This window comes from Burkholderia sp. EMB26 (assembly GCF_024730645.1).
Lineage (GTDB): Bacteria > Pseudomonadota > Gammaproteobacteria > Burkholderiales > Burkholderiaceae > Burkholderia > Burkholderia cenocepacia.
Genome location: NZ_CP078072.1, coordinates 919344 through 940253, shown reverse-complemented (window position 1 = coordinate 940253; position 20910 = coordinate 919344). Strand labels below are relative to the sequence as shown.

Below are 20910 nucleotides of genomic sequence, written 5' to 3'. Positions count from 1 at the left end.
CGCACGGGCGACCGCGCATCAGCCGACGTTGATCGACTGCCCGACATGCAGCACGTTCGGCGCCGACGCCAGGCCCGGATTCAGCTGCAGGATCTCGTTCAGCGCGCGCGCATCCTGCTGGTCGCGCGTCATCGCGTTGCGGTCGTGCTGCGACACGTGCGCGGCGTCGAGCAGCGACTGGCGATGCGCGTCGGCGATCACCCACAGCGAATCGCCGGCCACGACGATGGTCGGCTGCGCGGCCGACGACGGCGGCGCGGCGGGCTGAGCGGGCGCCGTCGTGCCCGTCGTGCCGGTCCCGGGTGGTTGCGTTGCGGTAGTGCCCGGCGCGAGGCCGGCCGTCGGCGCGCCGCCGGTCGGTTGCGGCGGCTGGTGTGATGGCGATGCCGGCGTCGACTGCGGCTTGTGCGGCGACGAGCCCGAGCCGCCCGACGGCGGGCCGAAGAACAGGTTCTGCAATTGCGTGAAGCCCCAGATTCCGATCGGCACGAGGATCAGCGCGGTCGGGTATTTCCTGACCCAGCGCGTCGCGTTCGGGAAATGCGTGTTCAGCCGCGCGCCGAGCAGCATCAACGTCGACGTCGCGGCCGTTGCCGCGAGCCCGTAGTGACCTTTGTCGTATTGCGCGATCGAGCCCGCGACGCCGCTCGCGACGCCGACGAAATCCGACGTCGAGTCGATCAGGCGCACGACGCGGCTGCGCTTGTCCGCGTTCACGCGGTGCGCGCTCACTGCATAGACGAGGCCTGAATACGTCGCGGCGAGCGCCGCGCTCGCGGTCGTCAGCGCGCCCGCGACGGTCGGCGTGGTCATCAGCCCGTGCACGCCGACGGCGATCGTCCCCGAATAGCCGACGATCGCGCTGCCGCGACCGACGAGGCCGAGCAGCCGGCGGGAATTGCCGTGATGCAGTTGCGCGAGCGACGTGCCGCCGACCATGCCCTGCATGTTCGCGAGCAGGTCGACCGACAGTTCCTTGATCTGCGCGGCCGCATCGTCGAAGCCGATGAGCCCCTGGCGATGCATGTCGACCAGGTGGGTCGCCTTCACGCGGGTTTCGTTCGTCAGCAGGTCGAGCTGTTGGAGCCGCGCCGGGTTGTAGCCGTGTACCGGCGCGGTCAGCTGCTGCGCAAGCGAGCGCTGCAGGCGGTCGAGCACGTCGTGCACCGCGCGCGGATCGCCGCTCTGCAGGCTCTGCACCGCGCCCTGGTGCATCGCGCCGAACACGCGGCCCGCACGCGCGCCGACGAACAGTGCGGTGTTCGCGTGGGTCAGCGCATCCGAACTCATCACGGTCATGCCGTTGAACACGTTCAGCGCGACGAGCGAGCTGGCGCCGGCCACCGTGCCGCCGAATCCCAGCGACCACGCCCAGTCGCGCTTGCCGAACGACGGGCGGTGGACGCGCAGCGCATTGAGCTGCGCGAGCGCGGCTTCCTGCGGGTTGCCGAGCTGGTGGCTCGGCTGTGCGGCGATGTCGCGGTTCACGAGGACGGGCTTGGTCTCGTCGATCGCGAGCTTCGGATCGGCGGCCACCGCGCGCCAGAACGCGGTGCTCGATGCATTCGGGTTCGCATGCGCACCGATCTTGCGTTCGGTAGCGGGCCGGCCGTACTGGTTCAGCCAGCGCTTGCCGGCATCGCGTGCGCGCAGCTCGGCCCGGTTGGCGGGTGCGGTGCTGTTCCAGTAGTTCTCCTGCGCATAAGTGATCGTCGCCTGCCGTGCGCGGTCCATCAGCGCGGTCGTATGGCCTTCGTACAGGTCGGCGCGCAATTGCGCGAGCTCGTCGGGAGTCATCTTGTTCGCGAGGCCGACGCGTTCGACTTCGGCGAACAGCACCTGATGCTGGTTCGCGAGCGTTTGCGTGCCGACCCGTTCGAACACGCGCGTGAGCGCATCGGCGCCGTGCAGGCGCGCGAGTTTGTCGGGTGCATGCAGCTTGTAGTCGACGAGCGTGCGGGCGAGGGCGGCGGTCAGATCCTGATTCGCGACGAAGTCCGCGCCATGCGTCGCATACGACAGCCCGAGATGAACCCAGTCGAGTTCCTTGCGGTCGAGCACGGCCTCGACGAGCTTCAGGTGGCCGTCGCCGGGCGCCGGTTCGAGCACGGCGTCCCAGCCGTGGAACGTCACCATCACATGCGGCGCGGTTTTGCCGGTGTGCTGCCGCGCCCACGTTTCGAGCGCGTCGAACGTGCGCACGTAGTCGTGGTACGCATCGTTGGTGCCGGCCAGCGTGCGCTGGTCCTCGGCCGACACGAGCGCGCGCGACGGCGCGGTTTCGAGGCGCAGCACGAAGCCGCCTTCGGACGCCGCATCGAGCCATTTGAACAGGTGGTCGAGGTCGTCGAGTTCGAGATGGCGGCCCGTGCCGACGATGTCGATCCGCGCGTTCGCTTCGTCGAACTGCGCGTTGTCGAGCTTGCCGAGTTCGCGCACGCGGCGGATGAACGCGGGGTCGTGTTTCCGGCCGAGCGCGGCGGCCAGCGAATACGGATCGACCGCGACCGATACGACCGGCATCGCCCCGCCATAACGCTTCACGAGCACGAGCATTTCGGCGGGGTCGTCGCGCAACGTGAAGCCGCGCGCCATCAGCGCGAGGCGATCCTGGAGCTCGGCCTTCGCGCGGGCATAGGCCTGCAACGCGTGCCGGTCCGCGGCGCGTGCGATCGACAGATAGGTGATCGCGCGCTTCGCATGGCGCGACACCAGGTTCGCCGCATGGTCGGGCCGCGACAGCGGGCCGCGCCACGGCATGCTCGACGCGTCGCGCGCGAGCCGCAACGGGATGCCGAGCGCCTTCATCATCACGCTGTCGGCCATCATGACCTGGCGTGTCGCGCCGAGGTCGAGCGGCTCGCCGGTGCGGCCCGCGAACGCCTTCACGCGCTCGTGCTCCGGGAACCAGTCGTCGAGCTTCGCCTTGCCGAAGCGGAGGATCCATTCGGCGACCGTCGCGCTCGTCAGGCCCGGCTGATAGGTCTTGATGCTGAACGGCTTGCCGGCCGGCGCGGCCTGCGGCGCCGGCGACGCGGCCGGTGCGGGCGCCGCCGGCGCGTTCCGGCTGCCTTTCTTGCCCTTGCCGCGCGCAGCCTTGTTCGGTTTCGCGGGCGGATTGGCGGACGCCGTGCCGGACGCGGGATCGCCGGCAAGTGTGGCCTGCTGGTGCTTCGCGGCCGCCAGTTCGGCCGCGATGCGGCGCCGCAGTTCGCCGAACGGCGCGGACGATTCCGCGGCGGCCTTCTGCAACTGCTTGTCGAGTTCCGCTTGTTTCAGCGCATAGGCCGCGACCTGCGTCGGCTTCGTGCGTGCATCGAATTCCGCCGGGTCGAGCCGCGTCACGAGAAAGTGCCGGTCCGAGCCGTCCGGACCGCCGCCGATCTTCGTCCTGTCGAGATCGACGCCGGGCTTGCGCTCGTCGGCGAAATGCGCGGCATCGTCGAACCATTGCAACGTGCCGTCGCGGGTCGCGAGGAGGCCGTCAGGCTGATGCAGCGTGTCGATCAGCGCGCCTTCCGTACCGTAGACGTAGATGAAGTATTCCGGGCCGACCTGGCCGAGATCGATCACGCGCCGCAGGTGCAGCGTGTTCGCGCCGTTGAAATCGTGCACGTCGTCAGCCGATTTCGGCAGCAGGTTCGGCGCGACCCGCGGGTTGGCGAGCGATGTCGCGCCGGCCGGCGGCTTGCCTCTCGACTGAAGCTTGCCGAGCCGGCGCTGCACGCGGTCGCTCGTTTTCATCGACGGCGGCTTTTGCTCGGCGATCGGCAACGCCCGCTCGGCCGGCGCGAAGCCGCCATAGCGGGATACCACCGATTCCGGCAGCGACGACGGGACGAACACGACGCCGCGCCGTCCGTCGGGCAGGCCGCGGGCGCGGCGGCGGAATGCGGCGCCAAGATCCTGTTCGGCGATCGATGCATCGCCAACCGAGGTTTTCTCGTGATACGCCCAGCCGCTGCCGCCTTGCTTGGGCACGGCGTAGCCGAGCACCTTGCCGGTTTTCCGGTCGACCGCGAAGATCGTCGTGCTGTCGTCGGCGACCTTCGCGGCCGCCTTGGGCCGCTTGAATTGCGGCGCGCCGGCGAGTTTGCCGATCTGCTCGACGACCTCCTGCGCAGGCGCGTCGCCGGAAGGCTCGGCATTCCATACGCGTTTCGAGTCGACGGCTTCGACCTTCGCCGCGCCGCCGAATTGCCGCAGCTCGTCGAGCGACACCGGCGACAGGTAGAAGTCGAATTGCGCACGCGCTTCATGCGGCGTCGCGCTGCCGCTGCGCTTGCGCGGACGCGTGCCCGGATAGAGCGCGTCGCGCAAGTCGTGCGACGGCGCGCCGCCCGGATCGATCGATTCGACCTGACCGGGCTGGCCATGCGCATCGGTCGTCAGGCTCGCGACGAATTCGGGTTGCGGATGCGTGCCGTCGTCCGCCGGCCGATCGGCGTGCTTCGCGATCAGCACGTGGGCGTTGGGGCCCGCGTATTGCGCGAGGTCGCGGATGTCGGCCAGTTGCGTGCCGTCGATGCGCTTCAGATCGCGCTTGCCGTGCGCGTCGAGCCAGTCGGCCGCGCGGGCCTCGGGCGCAAGCACGGGGGCGGCCGGCAGGAACGACGACGGGTCCATCGGCCACATCATCATCGACGGCATCGTCCGCGGCATGGCGCCGGCTCGCCCGGCCTGGCCGTCGCGCAGCGCCTGCTCGGCCTGCGTGCGGTACAGCGCCCGATAGACGGGGTTGCCGGGCAGCGACGTCTGCACGTTGCCGAACGCGTCGGCGAGGCGCGCGAGGCCGGCCGCGTCGCCCGGCATCACATGGTCGGCTTCGCGCGCGATCGCGTCGGGCAGTACCGCGTGCGCGGCGATGTCGATGCCGGTCGATTCGAGGATCTGCTTGCGCACCGCGAACGCGTTGGCCTGCGCGCGCGCCTCGGCGCGCAGCGCGCTTTCCGCATATGCGTCGGGGCTGCTGGTGTCGAGGTCGAGCCGGTTCGTCGCCACGTCGACCGCATGACCGACCTCGTGGGCGAGCACGTAGACGATCGTGCCGGCGTTGCGCAGGCCGCCGTCGATCACGATCCGGCGCTGTTCGGCATCGACCTTGCTGCCGGCGCCCGCGCGGCCCTGCACGATCTGCCAGCGGCCGGGGTTCAGCAGCCGCAGTTGCGCGGCGAGCAGGCTCGACTGGTCGGCCAGCGCGTACGCGGCGTCGGGTAGCGGCGCGCCGCCGAACCACGTCCGGATCCGCGTGAAGCGCGACGGTTTCTGCACGAACGCGCCGTCCGGCAGCGATTCGCTGATCAGCGGGTGCGCGAGTTCGACGTGGCCGCTGGCGATGCCGCGTTCGAGCGGCTGGATGACGGCGTCGATCATCCCGGGCGTGCGGTTGGTTGCCGGGTCCGGATGCGGGATCAGGACGGACGGATCGCTGAAGTGGAACTCGCCGTTCGCATCGAACAGGCCCTCGAAATCGAACGACAGGCCGTGCCGCGCGGCCAGCTCGCGCATCGCGACGAGCTGGCGCATCGATTCGCGCGTCACGCGCTTCGGCAGGATGCCGTGCATCACGTCGAGGCTGCCGAGTTCGGCCAGCGGGCTGTACAGCACCGCGACGCGCCCGTGGTACGTGAACGGCCCGTCGACCGTGACCGTGCGCATGCCGAGCTGCGTCAACTGCTCGAGCCCGCGCTTTTCGTGGGCGAGCATCGTGCGGGCCTTGTCGCCGCTGGCGTCGAACACGCCGATCGCGTTGCGCTTGCCGAGTTCGAATACCGCCTTCGCGGTGCCCGCGCCGAGGAACGGGCCGAGCAGCGCATCGGGATCGACGCGCCGCGACGGATCGCCGGCGACGTGCAGCCCGTGTTCGTCGACGGCGAGCGCGCCCGCGTCGATCCGTTCGCGCGGCGACGGCGTGTAGCGCGTCCATGCGCGCGGGCCGCCGAACCGCATGCGCTGCGTGCCCTCGCCGCGCGGTTCGCCGAGCGTGCGGACCGTGCCGCTGTCGGGCACGTAGATCGTGCGTTGCCACAGGTTCGCGAGCCACGCGGCGTGTGCGGCCCCGCCTTCGCCCGCGAGCACGATGGGGGCGCCGGCCCGGGCGGGCGTGAACGCATGGCGATGGTCGATCGAATAGTCGACCGGCGTGGCGGGGTTGCCACGTGCGTCCAGCAGGCCGCCGGCTGCGTCGGTTCGCGCATGGACGAGCGTCAGCGGTTCGCCGTTCGCATAGGACACCGGACCGTGGCGCGAGAAGGACAGTGTCGGCGAGCCGCCGCCGAACCAGCGGCGCGGAAACGGCGATGCACGGTCCGCGTGCGCGTGGCTCCACTGCGCCTGTTCGTCGAGCGTGCGCGGCAGCCGTGCGCCGCCGCTGCCGCCGGACGATTCGGCCGTGTGCGGCGCGGGCATGCGCAGCGCTGCGTTGCCCGGCTGCTGCTGGCGGTCCCATGTGCTGCCGTAGAACGCACGGTAGTGTTCGCCGTCGCGGCCGGATACGGGGGCATTGCCGAATGCGTCGGCGAGGCGCGCGAGGCCGGCGTCGTCGCCCGGCATCACGTGATCGGCTTCGCGCGCGATCGCATCGGGCAGCACCGCGTGCTCGGCGATGTCGACGCCGGTCGATTCGAGGATCTGCTTGCGCACCGCGAACGCGTTGGCCTGCGCGCGCGCTTCGGCGAGCAGCGTGCTTTGCACGTACGCTTCCGGGCTGCTGGTATCGAGGCCGAGCCGGTCGTTCGACACGTCGGCCGCGTGGCCGGCTTCGTGCGCGAGCGTGTAGACGAGCGTGCCGGTGCCGCGCAGGCCGCCGTCGACCACGATCCGGCGCTGCTCGACGTCGGTGCGGCTGCCGCGTCCCGCGCGGCCCCACACGACCTGCCAGCCATCCGATTTCAGCAGGCGCAACTGGTCGGCGAGGAGGCTCGACTGGCCGGCGAGCGCATAGGCGGCGTCGGGCAGCGGCGCGCCGCCGAACCACATCCGGATCCGCGTGAAGCGCGACGGCTTCTGGACGAACGCGCCGTCCGGCAGCGATTCGCTGATCGCCGGATGCGCGAGCACGATGCTGCCGGTGCGGATGCCGCGCTCGAGCGGCGCGATCACGGTGTCGATTTCCTCGAGCGTGGCGTCGATTTCCTCGCGGTCATCGGTGCGGAATATCGTGGCCGGGTCGCTGAAGTAGAACTCGCCGCGCGCGTCGACCACCCCCTGAAAATCGAACACCAGGCCATCGCGCTCGACGATTTCGCGCATCGCGGCAAGCTGTTGCATCGAGTCGTGCGTGATACGTGACGGCAACGCGCCGAGCGAGATGGCACGGCTGCTGAGTTCGGCGAGCGGATGGTAGAGGATCCCGATCCGGTTGCCGACCGAGAACGGGCCGTCGATGGTCAGCGTGCGCATGCCGTAGCGGCGCAGCAGGTCGAGCCCGGTGCGTTCGGTGTCGAGCGCGTCGTAATGATTCTCGAGCTGGCCGTCGCGCGGCCTCGATGGATCGACGTCGTACAGGCCGATCGCGTTGCGCTTGCCGAGTTCGAACACGCTCTTTTCGATGCCGGCGCCGAGGAACGGGCCGATCAGCGCTTGCGGGTCCAGTCGCCGTGACGGATCGCCCGCGACGTAGAGGCCGTGCGCGTCGACGGCCAGTTCGCCGTAGTCGATCCGCTCGCGCGGCGACGGCGCATAGCGGGTCCACGTGGGGGCGTGGTCGAATCGCGCCTCGGGCCGCTGGCTGCCCGGGTTGCGCATGGCCGCGTCGAACGCGCGGATCGTGCCGCCGTCCGGCACGTAGACCGGCCGTTGCCAGGTGTTCGTGAGCCATGCCGCGGCCGCGTGTCCGTCGTCGGCCGCGAGGACCAGCGCGCGGCCGGTGCCGGCGCTGGTCGACGTGCCGGCGAGGAAGTGCGCGATCGAAAACGGCACGTGCTGCGCGGGGCGGCCGTGTGCGTCGAGCAGTTGGCCCGTGGCGTCGGTTCGGCCGCGAATGATCGTCACCGGTTCCTCGGTTCCCGACGACGTGCGTTCGTCCAGCATCCGCAGCGTCATCTGCCGCGGCTCGTGACGCCCGCGTTCGGCGAACGGCGAGATCGTTTCCGCATGCGCGACGCTCCACCGCACCTGTTCCTCGAGCGTGCGCGGCAGGTGCGCGCCACCGGTCCCTTCGGTCGTGTGCGGCGCCGGCATCCGGCGCGGGGCGCCGCCGTGGCGCTTCTGCTTGTCCCAGATGCCGTCGTAAAACGCCTGGTACGTCTCGCCGCGGCGGCCCGACACCGGCGCATCGGCGAACGCGTCGGCGAGCCGCTCGACCGTGCCCGCATAGTCGCTCGATGGCGACCAGCGGTCGGCCTCGTGCTGCAGCGCATCGGGCAGCGTCGTGTTCGCCGCGATGTCGCCGCCTCCCGCGAGATCGATCTCGTAGCGCGCTTCGAACGCGTTGATCTGGGCGCGCGCTTCGGCTTCGAGCGCCTTGCGCGTGAAGCGGCTGCGGCCGCTGTAGTCGAGCGAATCCAGTGTGCCGTCGATCGCCTCGACCGCATGCTTCGCCTCGTGCGCGAGCGTATAGGTGATGCTGCCCGAATCGTGCAGCGCGCCGTCGATCGTCACGCGGCGCCGCTTCGGATCGATCCGGCTGCCGCCGCCGCGCTTGCCGAGGCTCACGCGCCAGCCGGCGTCGCTCAGCATCCGCAACTGCTGCGTGAGCGTGCCCGATTGCTGCGCGAGCGCGTGGACCGCGTCCGGCAGCGGCGCGCCGCCGAAGCGCATCTGCAGCCGCGTGAACAGGCCCGGGCCGGCAAGCGACGGGTCCGCCGGCGCTTCGGTGGTGTCCGGGTGGGCGGCGGCCGGAAGCGCGTGGTCCTGGGTTCGCGCGTCCCGGGCCGGCTTGGGCGCGGCTGCCTCGCGTGCATCGTTCGCCGCTTGCGTGGGGGCGCGTTCGGCCGGCTTGACGAGCACGAGGATGCGGTTGGGCGCGCTGAATGCGCCGTCCAGCGCACGCGCCGCGCGCGCGGGCGGCTGCGGCACGGCGGCATGCGTGTCGGGGTCGGCGACGTTGCGCCGGGTCGACGCGAGCACGACGACGGTGTCGTCGTTCACGGGGCGTGGCGCGCGGCGCGCGGCGGGCGCGTCCGGATTCGCCTCAGGCGGGTCGGCTTCGACGACGCCCGCCGCGTCGGCGTGGGCCGCCTGCGCGTTCGTGCCGACGACGCGGCCGCCGGCCGCCACGGCGTCGGGGGCGGGCAGGTAGCGTGTCAGCGGCGCATCGGCGCGCAACGTGCCGTCGGCGTGCAGGGCATCCGGCGCGGCCGCGAATACCGGCCGCTGCCAGCGGTTCGCGAGTTCGGGGGCGACGTGCGCGTCCGCGGCATCGGCGATGACGACGATCGGTTCCGCGACGTCGGCGGGCAGCTCGCCCGCCGCGCGCGGCCGCGCGGCGTCGGGCCGGGCGGCCGCCGGGTCCTCGCCGTTGCGCACGATCAAGAGCGTGTGCTCGCCATGGTCGAGCGCCTCGACCGACGGGCCGCGCGGTACCGACACGCCGGCCGGGTCGCGCGTCGCGGGCCGGGAGGCCGGTTCGGCGTCGGTCAGGTCGATCACGCGGACCGGCGTGCGCGGCGCGACGCTGGCCGGTTCCTCGAGCGCGCCCGCGCCGGGTGCGCCGGGCGTCCGCGCGACGGCCGGATCGTGCACCGCGCGCAGGTCGCTGCTGCGGCGATTCTGCGCGGCGACATGCGAATCGGACGCGCGCGTTTCCTGCTGGTTCTCGTCGCGCGCGGCCTGCGCTTCGCTCGTGTGCTGCGCGTTGCGTGCGCTGGCGGCCGTGGTCGCGGTGGCCGTGTCGTTCGCTGCGGTGGCGCGCGCCGCGGCTTCGTTGGCGGGCGTGGTGCGCGGCGCGCTGTCGGCCGGCGGCGTGTCGTTGCTTGCCGGTTGCCGCGGGTCGTTGCGCGACGGGACGGGCGTTTTCGCGACGAGCTTCGACGGCGCGTTGATTTCGCCGTCGCTGCCGAACGACAGCCGGTCGCCCGTCTCCGTGACCGAATCGATCTTCGTGCCTTCGGTCCAGGTCTTGCCGGTCAGCTTGACGATGCTCAGTTCGCCGTTCTCACCGAGGATCACCGACGTCCCGCGCGGCAGGTGGTTCAGGTCCTTGTTGTTGAGCGAGTCGAGCACGCGCACGGGCATGTTGTCGTAGGTGAGCACCTTGTCGCCCGCCATCAGCGTGCCGTCTTTCGCGACCTTGATGTCGACGCCGTCGAGCGACGCGCGCGTCGCGCCGAACGCGAGTTGCGACGGCTCGTTCCTGCTCAGGATCTTCTGCAGTTGCTGTCCGTCGATCGAGATGCGCTCGCCGCCTGCCGAGCGGGCGACCACCGGCCGGCCGGTGACGCGCACCGTCGCGTTGACCACGCGGTCCCGCACGCCGCCCGCGCCCATCAGCGCGACGTTCGTGAAGCCGGACTTGAGCGCGTCCCAGCCGTGCTCGCGGTCCCCGTGCGCGAAGTCGACAGCGGCTTCGACGAAGCTTTCGCCGGCGGCGCCGAGGCCGGTGGCGAGCGAGGTGCCGCGCACGATCGCGGTGCTGATTCGCGCGGCCCTCGCCGAGCGCAGCGCGGTGACCGTCCTGGCGAAGACTTCCGAGCCCGCGAATTTCGCCGCGCCGGCCGCGCCCATCGGTACGAGGTTGAGCCAGTCGCCGCGCGCGCCGGCGTCGGTGAACGGATTGATGCTCTGGTTGTGTTCCCAGCGCGAGCCGATATCGAGCGCGGATTTCGTCATGCTCGAGCCGATCGCCGTATCCATCATCAGCCCGCCCGCGAAGTTCAGCGCGCCGCCGGCGAACACGCCGACGCCGGTTGCGTCGAGCAGCACGCCGGCGCCTTCCATCAGCAGCCCGAGGCCCATCATCCCGAGGTTCACCTTGCCGCCGGTCAGCGTGTTCAGCGCGCTGTCGAACCAGTCGTCGTGATGCGCGCTCTTCTGCTGGAACTGCGCGTGCCCGTTGTCGTCGTAGCCGGTCACGAGATCGAGCGTGCCGCTCGACGCAAGCTGGTTGTTGTCGAGGTAGTCGCCGATGTTGTCGTAATTCGCCGACGTGTCGTCGACGTACTGGACGTGGCCCTTGCTGTCGGTGACCTTGAAGAGCGCGCTCGTCACCATCCCGGCCGTCTTGTCCGAGTAGATCAGCGGCAGGATGTTGACCTGCGTGCCGCTGCCGCCGCCGAGCTCGAGGATTTCGCCGCGCACCTTGTTGATCGTGTCGAGCTTTTCGTTGTCGGTGTAGCGCACCGAGTCGTCGTTGACCGGCGCGGTGGGCGTGCCCGTGTCCGCCGACGGCTGCACGTCGGGCGGGAGGCCGATCGCGGTGCCGATCAGGTTGCGCTGCTCGTTGTCGGTCAGCTTGCCGAAATCGATCGTCGCGGCCTTGTTCGTGCTCGCGCCCGCCTGGTCGAGCAGCGATTGCGACAGCTCGCCCTGGTGCGCGCGGAAGAAGCCGTCGAGCGCCTTCGAATAGGCATCCTTGTCGTCCTGGCTCTGCGGGTTGCGCAGGTTCTCGGCGAGGCTCGCATCGAACTGGTCGAGCAGCACCTGCTGACGCGACATCTCGGTCAGCAACTGCAGCTTGTTGATGGTCGCGTCGGCCTGCTGCAGGTTGTTGCGCGCCTCGTCGAGCCGATCCTGGTACGGATTCGGCCGCCGCGGCGTGGGCATCGGGATCTCGTCGCCGTTCACCTCGCGCATGCGCACCGGCGTCGGGTGGTTCGCGTACCAGTCGTCGTAGGTTTTCTGCATGTCCGCGAGCTTGCCCTTCAGCACGCCTTCCTGCGTCTTCGCGTTCGCCAGCTGGAATTTCGCGGCCGCGTCGTTGAACGTGTTGGACAGGCGGCCGTCGGCCGCGCGCAGCGCGCCCGCGACGACATGGAGCTTTTTCGCGTCGAGGGCGGTCTGGCCGGTCGCGGTGGTCGGCACGGACGTGTTCGAGCCGGGCGGCTGCAGCACGAACGACGGATTCGTGAACAGCGTCGTGGGCGGGAGCGACGTCGATAGCGCGGCGGGCGGCGCCGACGTGCTCAACGACGACGACGGTGTCGGCGTCTGGGTCGTCGACGGCGCCGCGGAACTCGCGGTGCTCGATGGGCTCGGCAGCGACGTGCTGAGCGACGGCGACGGCTGCGCCGACGGGGACGGCGGCGTCGTGGACGGCGGTGGATTCGTCGACAGCGTCGGTGTCGGGTTCTGCAGCACGAACGGCACCTTCGGCTTGAGCTGCGCATCGATCTGCGCGCCGGCGTCGTCATACTGCTGCGCGAGCGTCTTGCCGTACGCGACGACGAATCCGTCGTGCGCGAGGCTGGCCTTCTGCTTCGCCTGTGCGAGCGCATCGGACGCGGCGGCGAGGTCGGCGTCGACGGTCGGATGCGGGTCCAGCGAGCGCGGATTCGCGATATGCCAGTCGTCGGATGCCGATTTCGCGGTGTCGTACTTGGTCTGCAAGTCGTCGACGGTCAACTGCGCGCCGAGCATCTGCATGTAGCTGCCGCTCGTGTTCGCCTGCGTCGTCGCGCGATCGAGCGCGGCCTTGTCGTCTTTCGTCGCGCCGGGCGTCGAGCCGATCAGGCACGCGCTGTCGGCGTCGTATTTCTGCTGCAACGTCGTGACCTGCTGCGCGTCGAGCGATGCCGCATAGGCCGCGTTCGAGTAATTGGCGAGCTTCGCGGCCTGCGCGATATTGGCCTGCACCGCGTTCATGTCGACGTTGCCGTTCGCGTCGGCGGGCGGCGGATCGGGCAGGTCGACCTGCAATTGCAGCGGCTCGAGCGCATCGTTCAGCTTGCCGACGCCGGTATCGATCGCATCCTTGTAGGCAGGGTCGGCCATGTACGACTGGAATTGCGTATAGGCGAGATTCGCGTTGCTGACGTCCGCCCAGTACTTCGCCTGCGCCGTTACCGCGGTCGACGTCGCCGACTGCCAGTCGTCGTAGGCCTGGACCTGGGCGGGCGTCTTGCAATCGCCCTGCTGCGGGATGAAGTTCGGATTCGCCTTGGTCTGGTCGGGAAACAGTTTCTGCAGCGCGGCGAGCTTCGCATCGGCCTGCTGCTGCGCGGGCCCCTCGATTTTGTCGTTGCTCGGGTCGGCGCTGTACTGGTCGGCTTTCGCCTGTTCGCCGTACAGGATCCGGTAGCCGGCGTCGGTCGTGACGTCGAGTTCGCGTTGCGCGGTGGCGGCCGCGTCGTGCGCCTTCGTGTAGTTGTCGCGCGCGGCCTTGCGCTCGTCGGGTGTCGCTTCGGGGTCGCGGTTCGTCATCCGCAGCACGCCCTGCGCGCCTTGCAGCGTGTGTTGCGCGTCGTCGTACCTGGTCTGCGCGTCCTGGATCACGCGCTGGACGGCTTGCGTCGTGTCGTTGTCGACGGTGATCTCGGGCGGCGCGACGCGATACTGGTCGGCCATGTTCCGGAGCAGCGCGGTGGCCGACGCGATTTCGGCATTGGTCGGCTTGGACGGATCGGTGCCGAGGTCGGCCTGCACGGAAATCGGCGGCACGGTGGTCGGGTTCACCGGGTTGGCCGGGCCGTTGTTCGGGCCGTCGTTGGACGTACCGTCCGTATTGCGCGGCGGTTTCGGGGCGAGGTCGGGATCCAGCGTTTGCGACAGGAAACGCTGCCAGTTCAACCCCAAACCCATTCCATCGATGGACAACATGCAAGGCTCCCGTCAGGCGCGGCCGTACGCAGGGTGCACGCCGCCAGCGCCGCATGGCGCGATTTCGAGTGTACGGAAGCGGTTGGGGCAGGCACGGGGGCGATTCGTAGCGTGCGACGAGGGCGAGACGAACGGTCCGGGGATCGCTACGAGACGCGATCATGCACCGATAGTGCGCGGGACCCGACGCGGGGCGATGAGGCGGTTTGCGCATCGATTCGGGCGAGGGCGTGTGTTACAGCTGGCTTTCGGTGGTGGATGCTGTCTTACCGTTTGCTTTCCGTTTTTTTGATCAGGTATGCGAAGTAATGGGTGGTGGTGGGGGTGTTGTGGGGTCGTGCTGTCTGCCCGGAAGCGGGCGAGAGAGTGCAGCGACACGAGTGCGTCGAATCGATATCGATGGGAGAGGGAACAGGAACCGATACAGCGGGTGATTCGCTTTCGCGGCGGGCCAATAGCTGGCCACTATCTGGCTAGGTCGCGTCGACCTCCGGTGGGCCGCGGTCGGCTTGCTGGAGCATGCGGTCGACGTGTAATTCGCCGAGTGCTATGTCACACCGAGGAAGGACAACGCACCGGCCGGGGAAGCGGCGCGCTTCCTTCATTCCGTTCGGTCACCGTTGGGAAATTGTTACGTGACAACTTCCGATCATTATGGATCGATGACTTTATATACTGAATATGAACCCGGCCTCACCGAGGCGAATCTTCGATTCGCATACCCCGAAATACCGGCCTGCCAGCGCAGTCATCCGCTCCGCCACTCGACGATCCGCAAGCATTCGGCAAAACGCCTATAATGATTGGGCAAATTGCCGGAGAGAGGTCATGAGCACCATCGCTTTTCATCCTTCGGGCGTCGCTCATCCGCGGCAGGCCGAATTCACGATTCTCGAGCAGCTGCTGGCGATCCGCGTCCGTTCGGGCGCCGATCTGGCCGAGCTGGCGAGCGCGCGCGTCGACGTGTCGGTGATCGACCGGCTGTCCGAGCGCGGGCTGAAATCGGACGAGCTGGCGTTCATCATTCCGCGTCGCACGCTGAGCCATCGTCGCCAGGCGCACGAACGCCTGTCGCCGGAAGAGTCCGACAAGGCGATCCGCCTCGCGCGCATCGTCGCGCAGGCGACGGCCACGTTCGGCGATCAGGACAAGGCGATGGCGTGGCTGCGCAACGGGCTTCAGCGCTTCGGCGGCCGCACGTCGCTCGACATGGCGAGCACCGAGCATGGCGCGCGGCTCGTCGAAGAGGCCCTCACGCAGATCGACGAGGGGTACTTCGCTTGACGACGCTGTGGCGGATCAGCAATTACGCCGATCTGAAAGGCATCGGCGGGTTGCGGGCCGGCGGCCGCTGGCATTTCGCCGGGCAACCCGTCGTGTATCTCGCCGAGCATCCGGCGCTCGCGTTGCTCGAGACGCTCGTTCATTTCGAAATCGCCACCGTCGCGCAATTGCCGAGCGCGTACCAGTTGCTGCGTATCGAGGTGCCCGATTCGGTGGACGTCGCCGAAATCGCCGAAGGCGATGCGCCGGACGACTGGCGAACGAACGTCGACTGGACGCGTAGCGCCGGCACCGAGTGGCTGCACACGCAGCCGAGCGCGCTGCTGCGCGTGCCGAGCGTCGTCGTGCCGCACGCCCACAACTTCCTGTTGAATCCGCTGCATCCGGCCGCGTCCGACATCCGCATCGCGGAAGTGATGCAATCACCGTACGACACGCGAATTCTGCGGCTGGTCCAGTCGAAGCCGGGCGAATAGCGAGCCGGCGGAACAACGTTCGCGCCGGCGGCGCGCGATCAGCGTTCGTGGGCAGCGCGATCCGCGGCCGCATCGGGCGGCAGCGTCTGCCGGATACGCGTGACCGTTCGCATGCTGGCGAGGCCGAGCATCGCCGTGACGTCGGCATGCGCGTGACCGGCGAGCAACTGGCGGCGCGCATAGGTATTGCGCAGCACGCGCGGGCTCATGTCCGCTGCGCGAAAGGCGATCGCGTTCAGCGCATCGCGTACGACGAGCAGCAGGAACATGTCGTTCATGGCCCCCCCGCGCGGCGCGGGAAACAGCAGCGCCGACGGCGGCGCGTCGGTCGAGCGCGCGCGCCATGCGGCGAGCGGCGCCACCGCGAACGCGGCGAGTTCGATCCGGCGCGCCGGCCGCGCACGATCGCGCGGCACCGTCAACACCGGCGGTCGCGCATCGAGTTCGGGCGCGTCGGCAGTCGCCGCACGAATTTCCGCCGACGTGATGCCGCTCGCGAGCAGCAGCGCGACGATCGCGCGATTGCGGCAGTCGGCCGGCGTGTCGTCCGCTCGAGGCTGGACATGGCGCTGCAGCGCCGCGTCGGCATCGGGCGGCAGGTAGCACGGCTCGGGCTCGCCGTCCGGCCAGGCGAGATCGCGCGTCGACCGGCCGGCCGGGTGGACCGCCCGCACGCCGGTGTCGACCAGATGCCGGCCGAGCCGGTCGATCAGCTTCGCATAGCGCACGCGCGTCGACGTGCCGGGCGCGCAGGTACGGTCGAGTTCCGCGAGGAAGGCCGCGACGTGGTCGGGCCCGAACGTGGCGAGCGACACGCGCTGCGCACTCAGGTGGCGCAGGAATCGCTCGAACATCGCGACATGCTGCACGACCGAGCGCGGCGCGAACGGCCGGCGGCCGGCGCCGGTCGCGGCGGTTTCCTGCCAGACGCGAAACGCGCCGACGGGGTCGTGGATCCAGCGATTCGTGTCCATCTCCGCTTTATAGCCGGACGCGGTGACGCCGGCAATCGTCCCGATGTCCGGTCGGCCGGCACGCGACGCAACGGGCGCGTCAGTGCGCGTGACGCGTGTCGTCGATGCCGTCGTTGTTCATCGTCAGGTAGACGAGCACGAGCAGCAGCGTGATGAAGAACCGGAACGCGTCCGGCACGCCGTTCCATTGCTTCGACATCCACATCCCGAACCATTCGCCGCCGACCGACATGAACGCGACCTGCCACGTGAGGAAGCCGAGCGTCAGGCCGGCGATCGCATGGCCCTTGGCCGTGCGGAATTCCGCATCGCCGGCGCGTCGCGCGCGCAGCAGCCGTGCGCCGCCGATCCAGCACAGCACGGCCGTGAGCGTTTCCATCGAAATGATGCCGATATAGCCGGCGTGATGGACCCACGGCGTGTCGATCGCGCGATACATGATCCCGTTGCCCGGGAAGGTGGTATCCATCAGGAAGACGTGGTGCACGAACGCGAAATTCGTCGCGTAGTCGGTGATGTTGCCGAATGCGACGAGCGACGCGAAAAAGGCCATGGCCAGCACCATGGCTGCCTTGGAAAGACGAATGATCATCATGGACTCCGAAGTGAACGGGCAGGCACGAGCGTGACCGCGCGGCTATGCGCTGGCGTTCAGGGGCGGTACCTGCGTTAAGCGTGTCCGGCGAAGCCGGTCGAAGAGCGTGCGCGTGCACGGCGGCGCGGAGATCGGGACTGGAAAACCTGAAGCCGGTGCGGCGTCGAGGAGACGCACGCGCCGGCTGGATCGAGTGCCCGCGCCAGGAGGGAGCGGCGATTGTCGGTCGATCCGCGGGCGTCGTCAAGCGGCGCGCCGCGTGTGCGTGCCGCTGCCGTTATGCGTCGTGCGAAGGCGCCGCAGCCGCACCCGCGTGTGCCTGCCCGTTCAGCCGCGCGAGCGCGGCGAACGCCAGTTGCGTCGCGATCGCCGCGAGCGTGCCGGCCGCCATGCCGTTGCCGAGCACGATCTGCACGGGTGCGCCGAAATGGCGATACAGGTTCGGCACCAGGATCGGTGCGAGGCCGACCACCAGTGCGGCGGCGAGCGTGTACTGGTTTGCGCGCGCGTGCAGGTCGACGCTCGCGAGCAGCCGGATGCCCATCACGCCGATCATCGCGAATACGACCAGCGCGGTGCCGCCGACCACGGCGGCCGGAATCGCATACGCGAGCCGCGCGAGCGGCGCGAACAGCGCGATGACGATCAGCATCGCGCCGGCGGCGGCCGTCACGTAGCGCGAGCGCACGCCGGTCGTCTGCACGACGCCGATGTTCTCGGCGCTGGTCACGATCAGCGGCGTGCCGAACAGCGCGCCGGCCAGCGACGCGAGCGCATCGCCGCGTATCGTCTTCGGCACGTCGCGCCGGAGCGCAATCGGCTTGCCGCACGTTTCGCCGACGGCGACCGTCTGCGCGGTGGCCTCGGCCATCGAGATCGCGGTGAAAATCAGCAGCGGCAGCGCGGCCAGCACGTCGAAACGCGGCATGCCGAACGGCAGCCACACCGGATGCGTGAAGAGCGGCCCGTGCCACACGTCGGCGAGCGCGGGCATCGCGCCGAGCGCCCAGCCGAGCGTCGCGCCGGCCATCAGCCCGATCAGCACCGCGAGGCGCCCGGCCGTGCCGCGGAACGCGCCCGCGACGACGACGGTGGCGACGATCGTCGCGAGCGCGAGACCGAGCGCGCGCGGCTGCGCGAAATCGGCCGAACCGGGCTGCCCGACGACGATCGTCGCGTAGATCCGGATCAGGTTGATCGACACGAGCAGCAGCATCGCGCCGACGACGATGCGCGGAAAGAGCCGCAGGCAGCGCGTGAAGACGGGCAACAGCACCCAGTAGAACGCGCTGGCGAGCAGCGCCGCGCCGGCCGCGGTCGGCAGGCCCGATTGCGCGGCGATGCCCGCGAACAGCATCGTCGGTGCGCCGCCGGGCACCATCACGAACGGCATGCGCGCGCCGATCGGGCCGGCGCCGAGCGATTGCAGCAGCGTGCCGATGCCGCACGCGAAGAACGTCGCGCCGATCAGCTGGACCGTCAGGTCGGCCGGCAGCGCGAGCACTTTCGCGATCAGGAAGACGGCCGTGATCGGCGATGCGGCCATCGACAGCACGTGCTGCAGCCCGAACAGCGCGAGCTGCCACGCGGGCAGCCGGGCATCGACGGGCGGGGAAATCGGATCGTGCGACACGGCAGGCCCCTCGAAAACGAACGGCGACGATCGCCGGAAACCGGCGGTGAACGAAGGCTCAGGTCCGTAGCCAGGGCAACTGCGCGGCGCTGTAGCGGAACGTCTGGAACACGCTGTTCAACTGGCCGGGGCCAGTCTTGCGCGCCGCTTCGTCCGGGTATTCGGCGAACCACGGGATCACGTATTCCCACACGACCTCGCCGGCCGGCGTCACTTCGAACAGCCGGCCCGTGGACGATTCGGTGACGTGCGTGTTGCCGTTCGGCAAGCGCTGCGCGTTGCCCATGAACGGCGTGTAGAACAGGTTCACGACGTCGTCCGCATACGACCACACGACGCGCCGCGTCGCCGGATCGATTTCCACGACGCGCGAGAACACGACGTGCGCACCGTGACGGAAATTGCCGTTGTCGAACGCGAGGATGTTGCCGTTCGGAAGCGGCACCGGCGCATGCTGGTGCGATACGACGTCGGGACCGATGTGCAGGTCGACGCGGCCGGTTGCGCGGTTCACGCCGATGATTCCCGACGTCGTGCGCAGGCTCATCAGCACGCGGCCGTCCGCATCGACCGCGAGACCGTTGACGAGCGGCCAGTGATAGCGGCCGAAGCCTGCCGCGATCGGAAAGTCCTCCGGCCGCAGATGGTCGCGTGCGTGCCATTCCCAGACGATCTGGCCGGCGCGGTTCACTTCCCGGATCACGTCCGCAAACATCACCTCGTCGTCGCCGTGCGCGGTGCCGCCCGGCACGCGCCGCGCGAAGGCCGCGTCGACCGGTTCGCACGCCGCATACAGCAGGTTGCCGTTCGGCAGCCACTGCGCGTCGTGGTGATGCGCGGGGTCCTCGTAGCGCCACACCGTTTCGCCTTGCGGCGTGACCTCGTAGAAGTCGCCGCCGTGCCACATCGACCACGGTGCGTAGCGCGATTCGGAGTGCGGATGATTGCCGTTGTAGCCGAGGTTGCCGTTCGGGAGGATGACCGCATGGCGGCCGGGGCGCACGGGCATCTTCCACTGGTGGACGACCTCGCCGTCGATGCCGACGAGATAGACGTTGCCGTCGGCGGTCTGCGGCGCGATGAGCGTATAGCCGCCTGCGGACAGCGCGGGATCGTGGGCGATGAGGCCGACGCCGCGGCGGCGCTGGGTGATCTGGTCGACGGTCGTCACTGCGGTCTCCATTCGAATCGGATACGGGGATGCAGCGGAATCTAGACGATTCGTCCGGTCAGTAAAATCGGATTATTCTTGACGGCCTGTTCGGAAAAATCTAACGGACTCCACATGCGTTCGATATCGCAGACATTCCGCTGTTTCGACGAAGTCGCGCGGCGCGGCTCGCTTCGCAAGGCAGCCGATGCGCTGCACCTGACCGCCGCGGCGGTACACCAGCAGATCCGCAATCTCGAGGAGCAGGTCGGCGTGCCGCTGTTCGACCGGCTGCCGCGCGGCATGCAGCTGACGCTCGCCGGCGAGATCGTGATCGCGGCCGTGCGGCGCGGCCAGCGCGATTTCGACAACGCGCTGACGCAGGTCGAGGACCTGCGCGCGTTGCGGCGCGGCCACGTGAATCTCGCGGTGCCCGCGTCGACCGCGGAAAAGCTCGTGCCCGACGCGATCCTTGCCGCGATGCAGCGTTACCCGGGCGTCACGTACAGCGTGCGCTCCGGAAACGGCGAGAGCATCGTGCGCTGGGTCGAGACGGGCGAGGTCGACATCGGTTATGCGCTGCGCCGGCGTACCGCGCCGGGCGTCGTCGAGGTGCGCGCGTTTGCGCAGCCGCTGGGTGTCGTCACGGCGCCCGGTCATCCGCTGGCGTCGACGGGTGGCAAGGTGCGCATGCGCGACTGCTTCGCGCATCCGCTGATCCTGATGACGCCCGACACGGAGCTGCGCGCGATGTTCGACCAGATCGATGCGCGGCAGCCGCGCAACGTACGGCCGCTGGTCGAAACCGGGTCGGTGTCGATGGTGCGGCGTCTCGCGGCCGAAGGCGCCGGCGTCGGCTTCCTGATCGCGGAAAACGTCGCGGACGACGTGGCCGCCGGCCGGCTCGCCTGGACGCCGCTGGCCGATGCGGGCGCGCGCTCGTTCAGTTGCATCTACCAGCGGGCGGACATGAGCGCGACCGTCGCGATGACGATGTTTCTCGAGTTCTTTTCCGAGGCGATCGACGCGATGGAGCACGGCTTCGCACGCAGCGGCCCGTCGAGCGGCACGCGTCGCCGGGCGAAAAGATAACGACGTCGCGC

The 20910-nt window shown here is 69.6% G+C and carries 8 protein-coding genes; 3 read left to right on the top strand and 5 right to left on the bottom strand.

Annotated features, from left to right (window positions below; translation table 11 throughout):
* Nucleotides 1–18: 18 nt before the first annotated feature.
* Nucleotides 19–13695, bottom strand: coding sequence for an LWXIA domain-containing protein (locus tag KU887_RS34480; RefSeq protein WP_258258678.1), 13677 nt, complete (start codon nucleotides 13693–13695; stop codon nucleotides 19–21).
* A gap of 828 nt (nucleotides 13696–14523) precedes the next feature.
* On the opposite strand from KU887_RS34480, the gene KU887_RS34475 reads away from it, so the two are divergent.
* Complete coding sequence (locus KU887_RS34475) at nucleotides 14524–14979, top strand: antitoxin Xre/MbcA/ParS toxin-binding domain-containing protein (protein ID WP_006480981.1); 456 nt, start codon at nucleotides 14524–14526, stop codon at nucleotides 14977–14979.
* Entirely contained in the window at nucleotides 14976–15455 is a 480-nt protein-coding gene (locus tag KU887_RS34470; RefSeq protein ID WP_006497823.1) for an RES family NAD+ phosphorylase, read from the top strand. The genes KU887_RS34475 and KU887_RS34470 overlap by 4 nt, the downstream gene beginning before the upstream one ends.
* Nucleotides 15456–15493: 38 nt before the next feature.
* Here KU887_RS34470 and KU887_RS34465 read toward each other — a convergent pair whose 3' ends face one another.
* The 4 genes from KU887_RS34465 to KU887_RS34450 all read right to left on the bottom strand — a co-directional run bounded on the left by KU887_RS34465 (nucleotide 15494) and on the right by KU887_RS34450 (nucleotide 19840).
* Nucleotides 15494–16429 (bottom strand): tyrosine-type recombinase/integrase, encoded by a 936-nt coding sequence (locus KU887_RS34465; protein ID WP_080331772.1) that lies wholly within the window; start codon nucleotides 16427–16429, stop codon nucleotides 15494–15496.
* Nucleotides 16430–16508: 79 nt separating this feature from the next.
* The gene (locus KU887_RS34460; protein ID WP_043205982.1) at nucleotides 16509–17021 is read right to left on the bottom strand and encodes a DUF2165 family protein; all 513 of its coding nucleotides are present in this window, start codon (nucleotides 17019–17021) and stop codon (nucleotides 16509–16511) included.
* Between the two features lie 280 nt (nucleotides 17022–17301).
* Nucleotides 17302–18657 carry a uracil-xanthine permease family protein gene (locus KU887_RS34455; RefSeq protein ID WP_006483692.1) on the bottom strand — a complete coding sequence of 452 codons (1356 nt, stop codon included), beginning with the start codon at nucleotides 18655–18657 and terminating at the stop codon, nucleotides 17302–17304.
* A gap of 58 nt (nucleotides 18658–18715) precedes the next feature.
* The gene (locus KU887_RS34450; RefSeq protein WP_034203786.1) at nucleotides 18716–19840 is read right to left on the bottom strand and encodes an aryl-sulfate sulfotransferase; all 1125 of its coding nucleotides are present in this window, start codon (nucleotides 19838–19840) and stop codon (nucleotides 18716–18718) included.
* A 102-nt stretch (nucleotides 19841–19942) separates the two neighbouring features.
* On the opposite strand from KU887_RS34450, the gene KU887_RS34445 reads away from it, so the two are divergent.
* Nucleotides 19943–20899, top strand: coding sequence for a LysR family transcriptional regulator (locus KU887_RS34445; RefSeq protein WP_006497819.1), 957 nt, complete (start codon nucleotides 19943–19945; stop codon nucleotides 20897–20899).
* The last annotated feature ends 11 nt before the right edge of the window (nucleotides 20900–20910 follow it).

Coding starts and splice junctions, on each gene's coding strand:
- KU887_RS34480 (WP_258258678.1), bottom strand. CDS start 13,695: ATGTTGTCCATCGATGGAATGGGTTTGGGGTTGAACTGGCAGCGTTTC.
- KU887_RS34475 (WP_006480981.1), top strand. CDS start 14,524: ATGAGCACCATCGCTTTTCATCCTTCGGGCGTCGCTCATCCGCGGCAG.
- KU887_RS34465 (WP_080331772.1), bottom strand. CDS start 16,429: ATGGACACGAATCGCTGGATCCACGACCCCGTCGGCGCGTTTCGCGTC.
- KU887_RS34460 (WP_043205982.1), bottom strand. CDS start 17,021: ATGATCATTCGTCTTTCCAAGGCAGCCATGGTGCTGGCCATGGCCTTT.
- KU887_RS34450 (WP_034203786.1), bottom strand. CDS start 19,840: ATGGAGACCGCAGTGACGACCGTCGACCAGATCACCCAGCGCCGCCGC.
- KU887_RS34445 (WP_006497819.1), top strand. CDS start 19,943: ATGCGTTCGATATCGCAGACATTCCGCTGTTTCGACGAAGTCGCGCGG.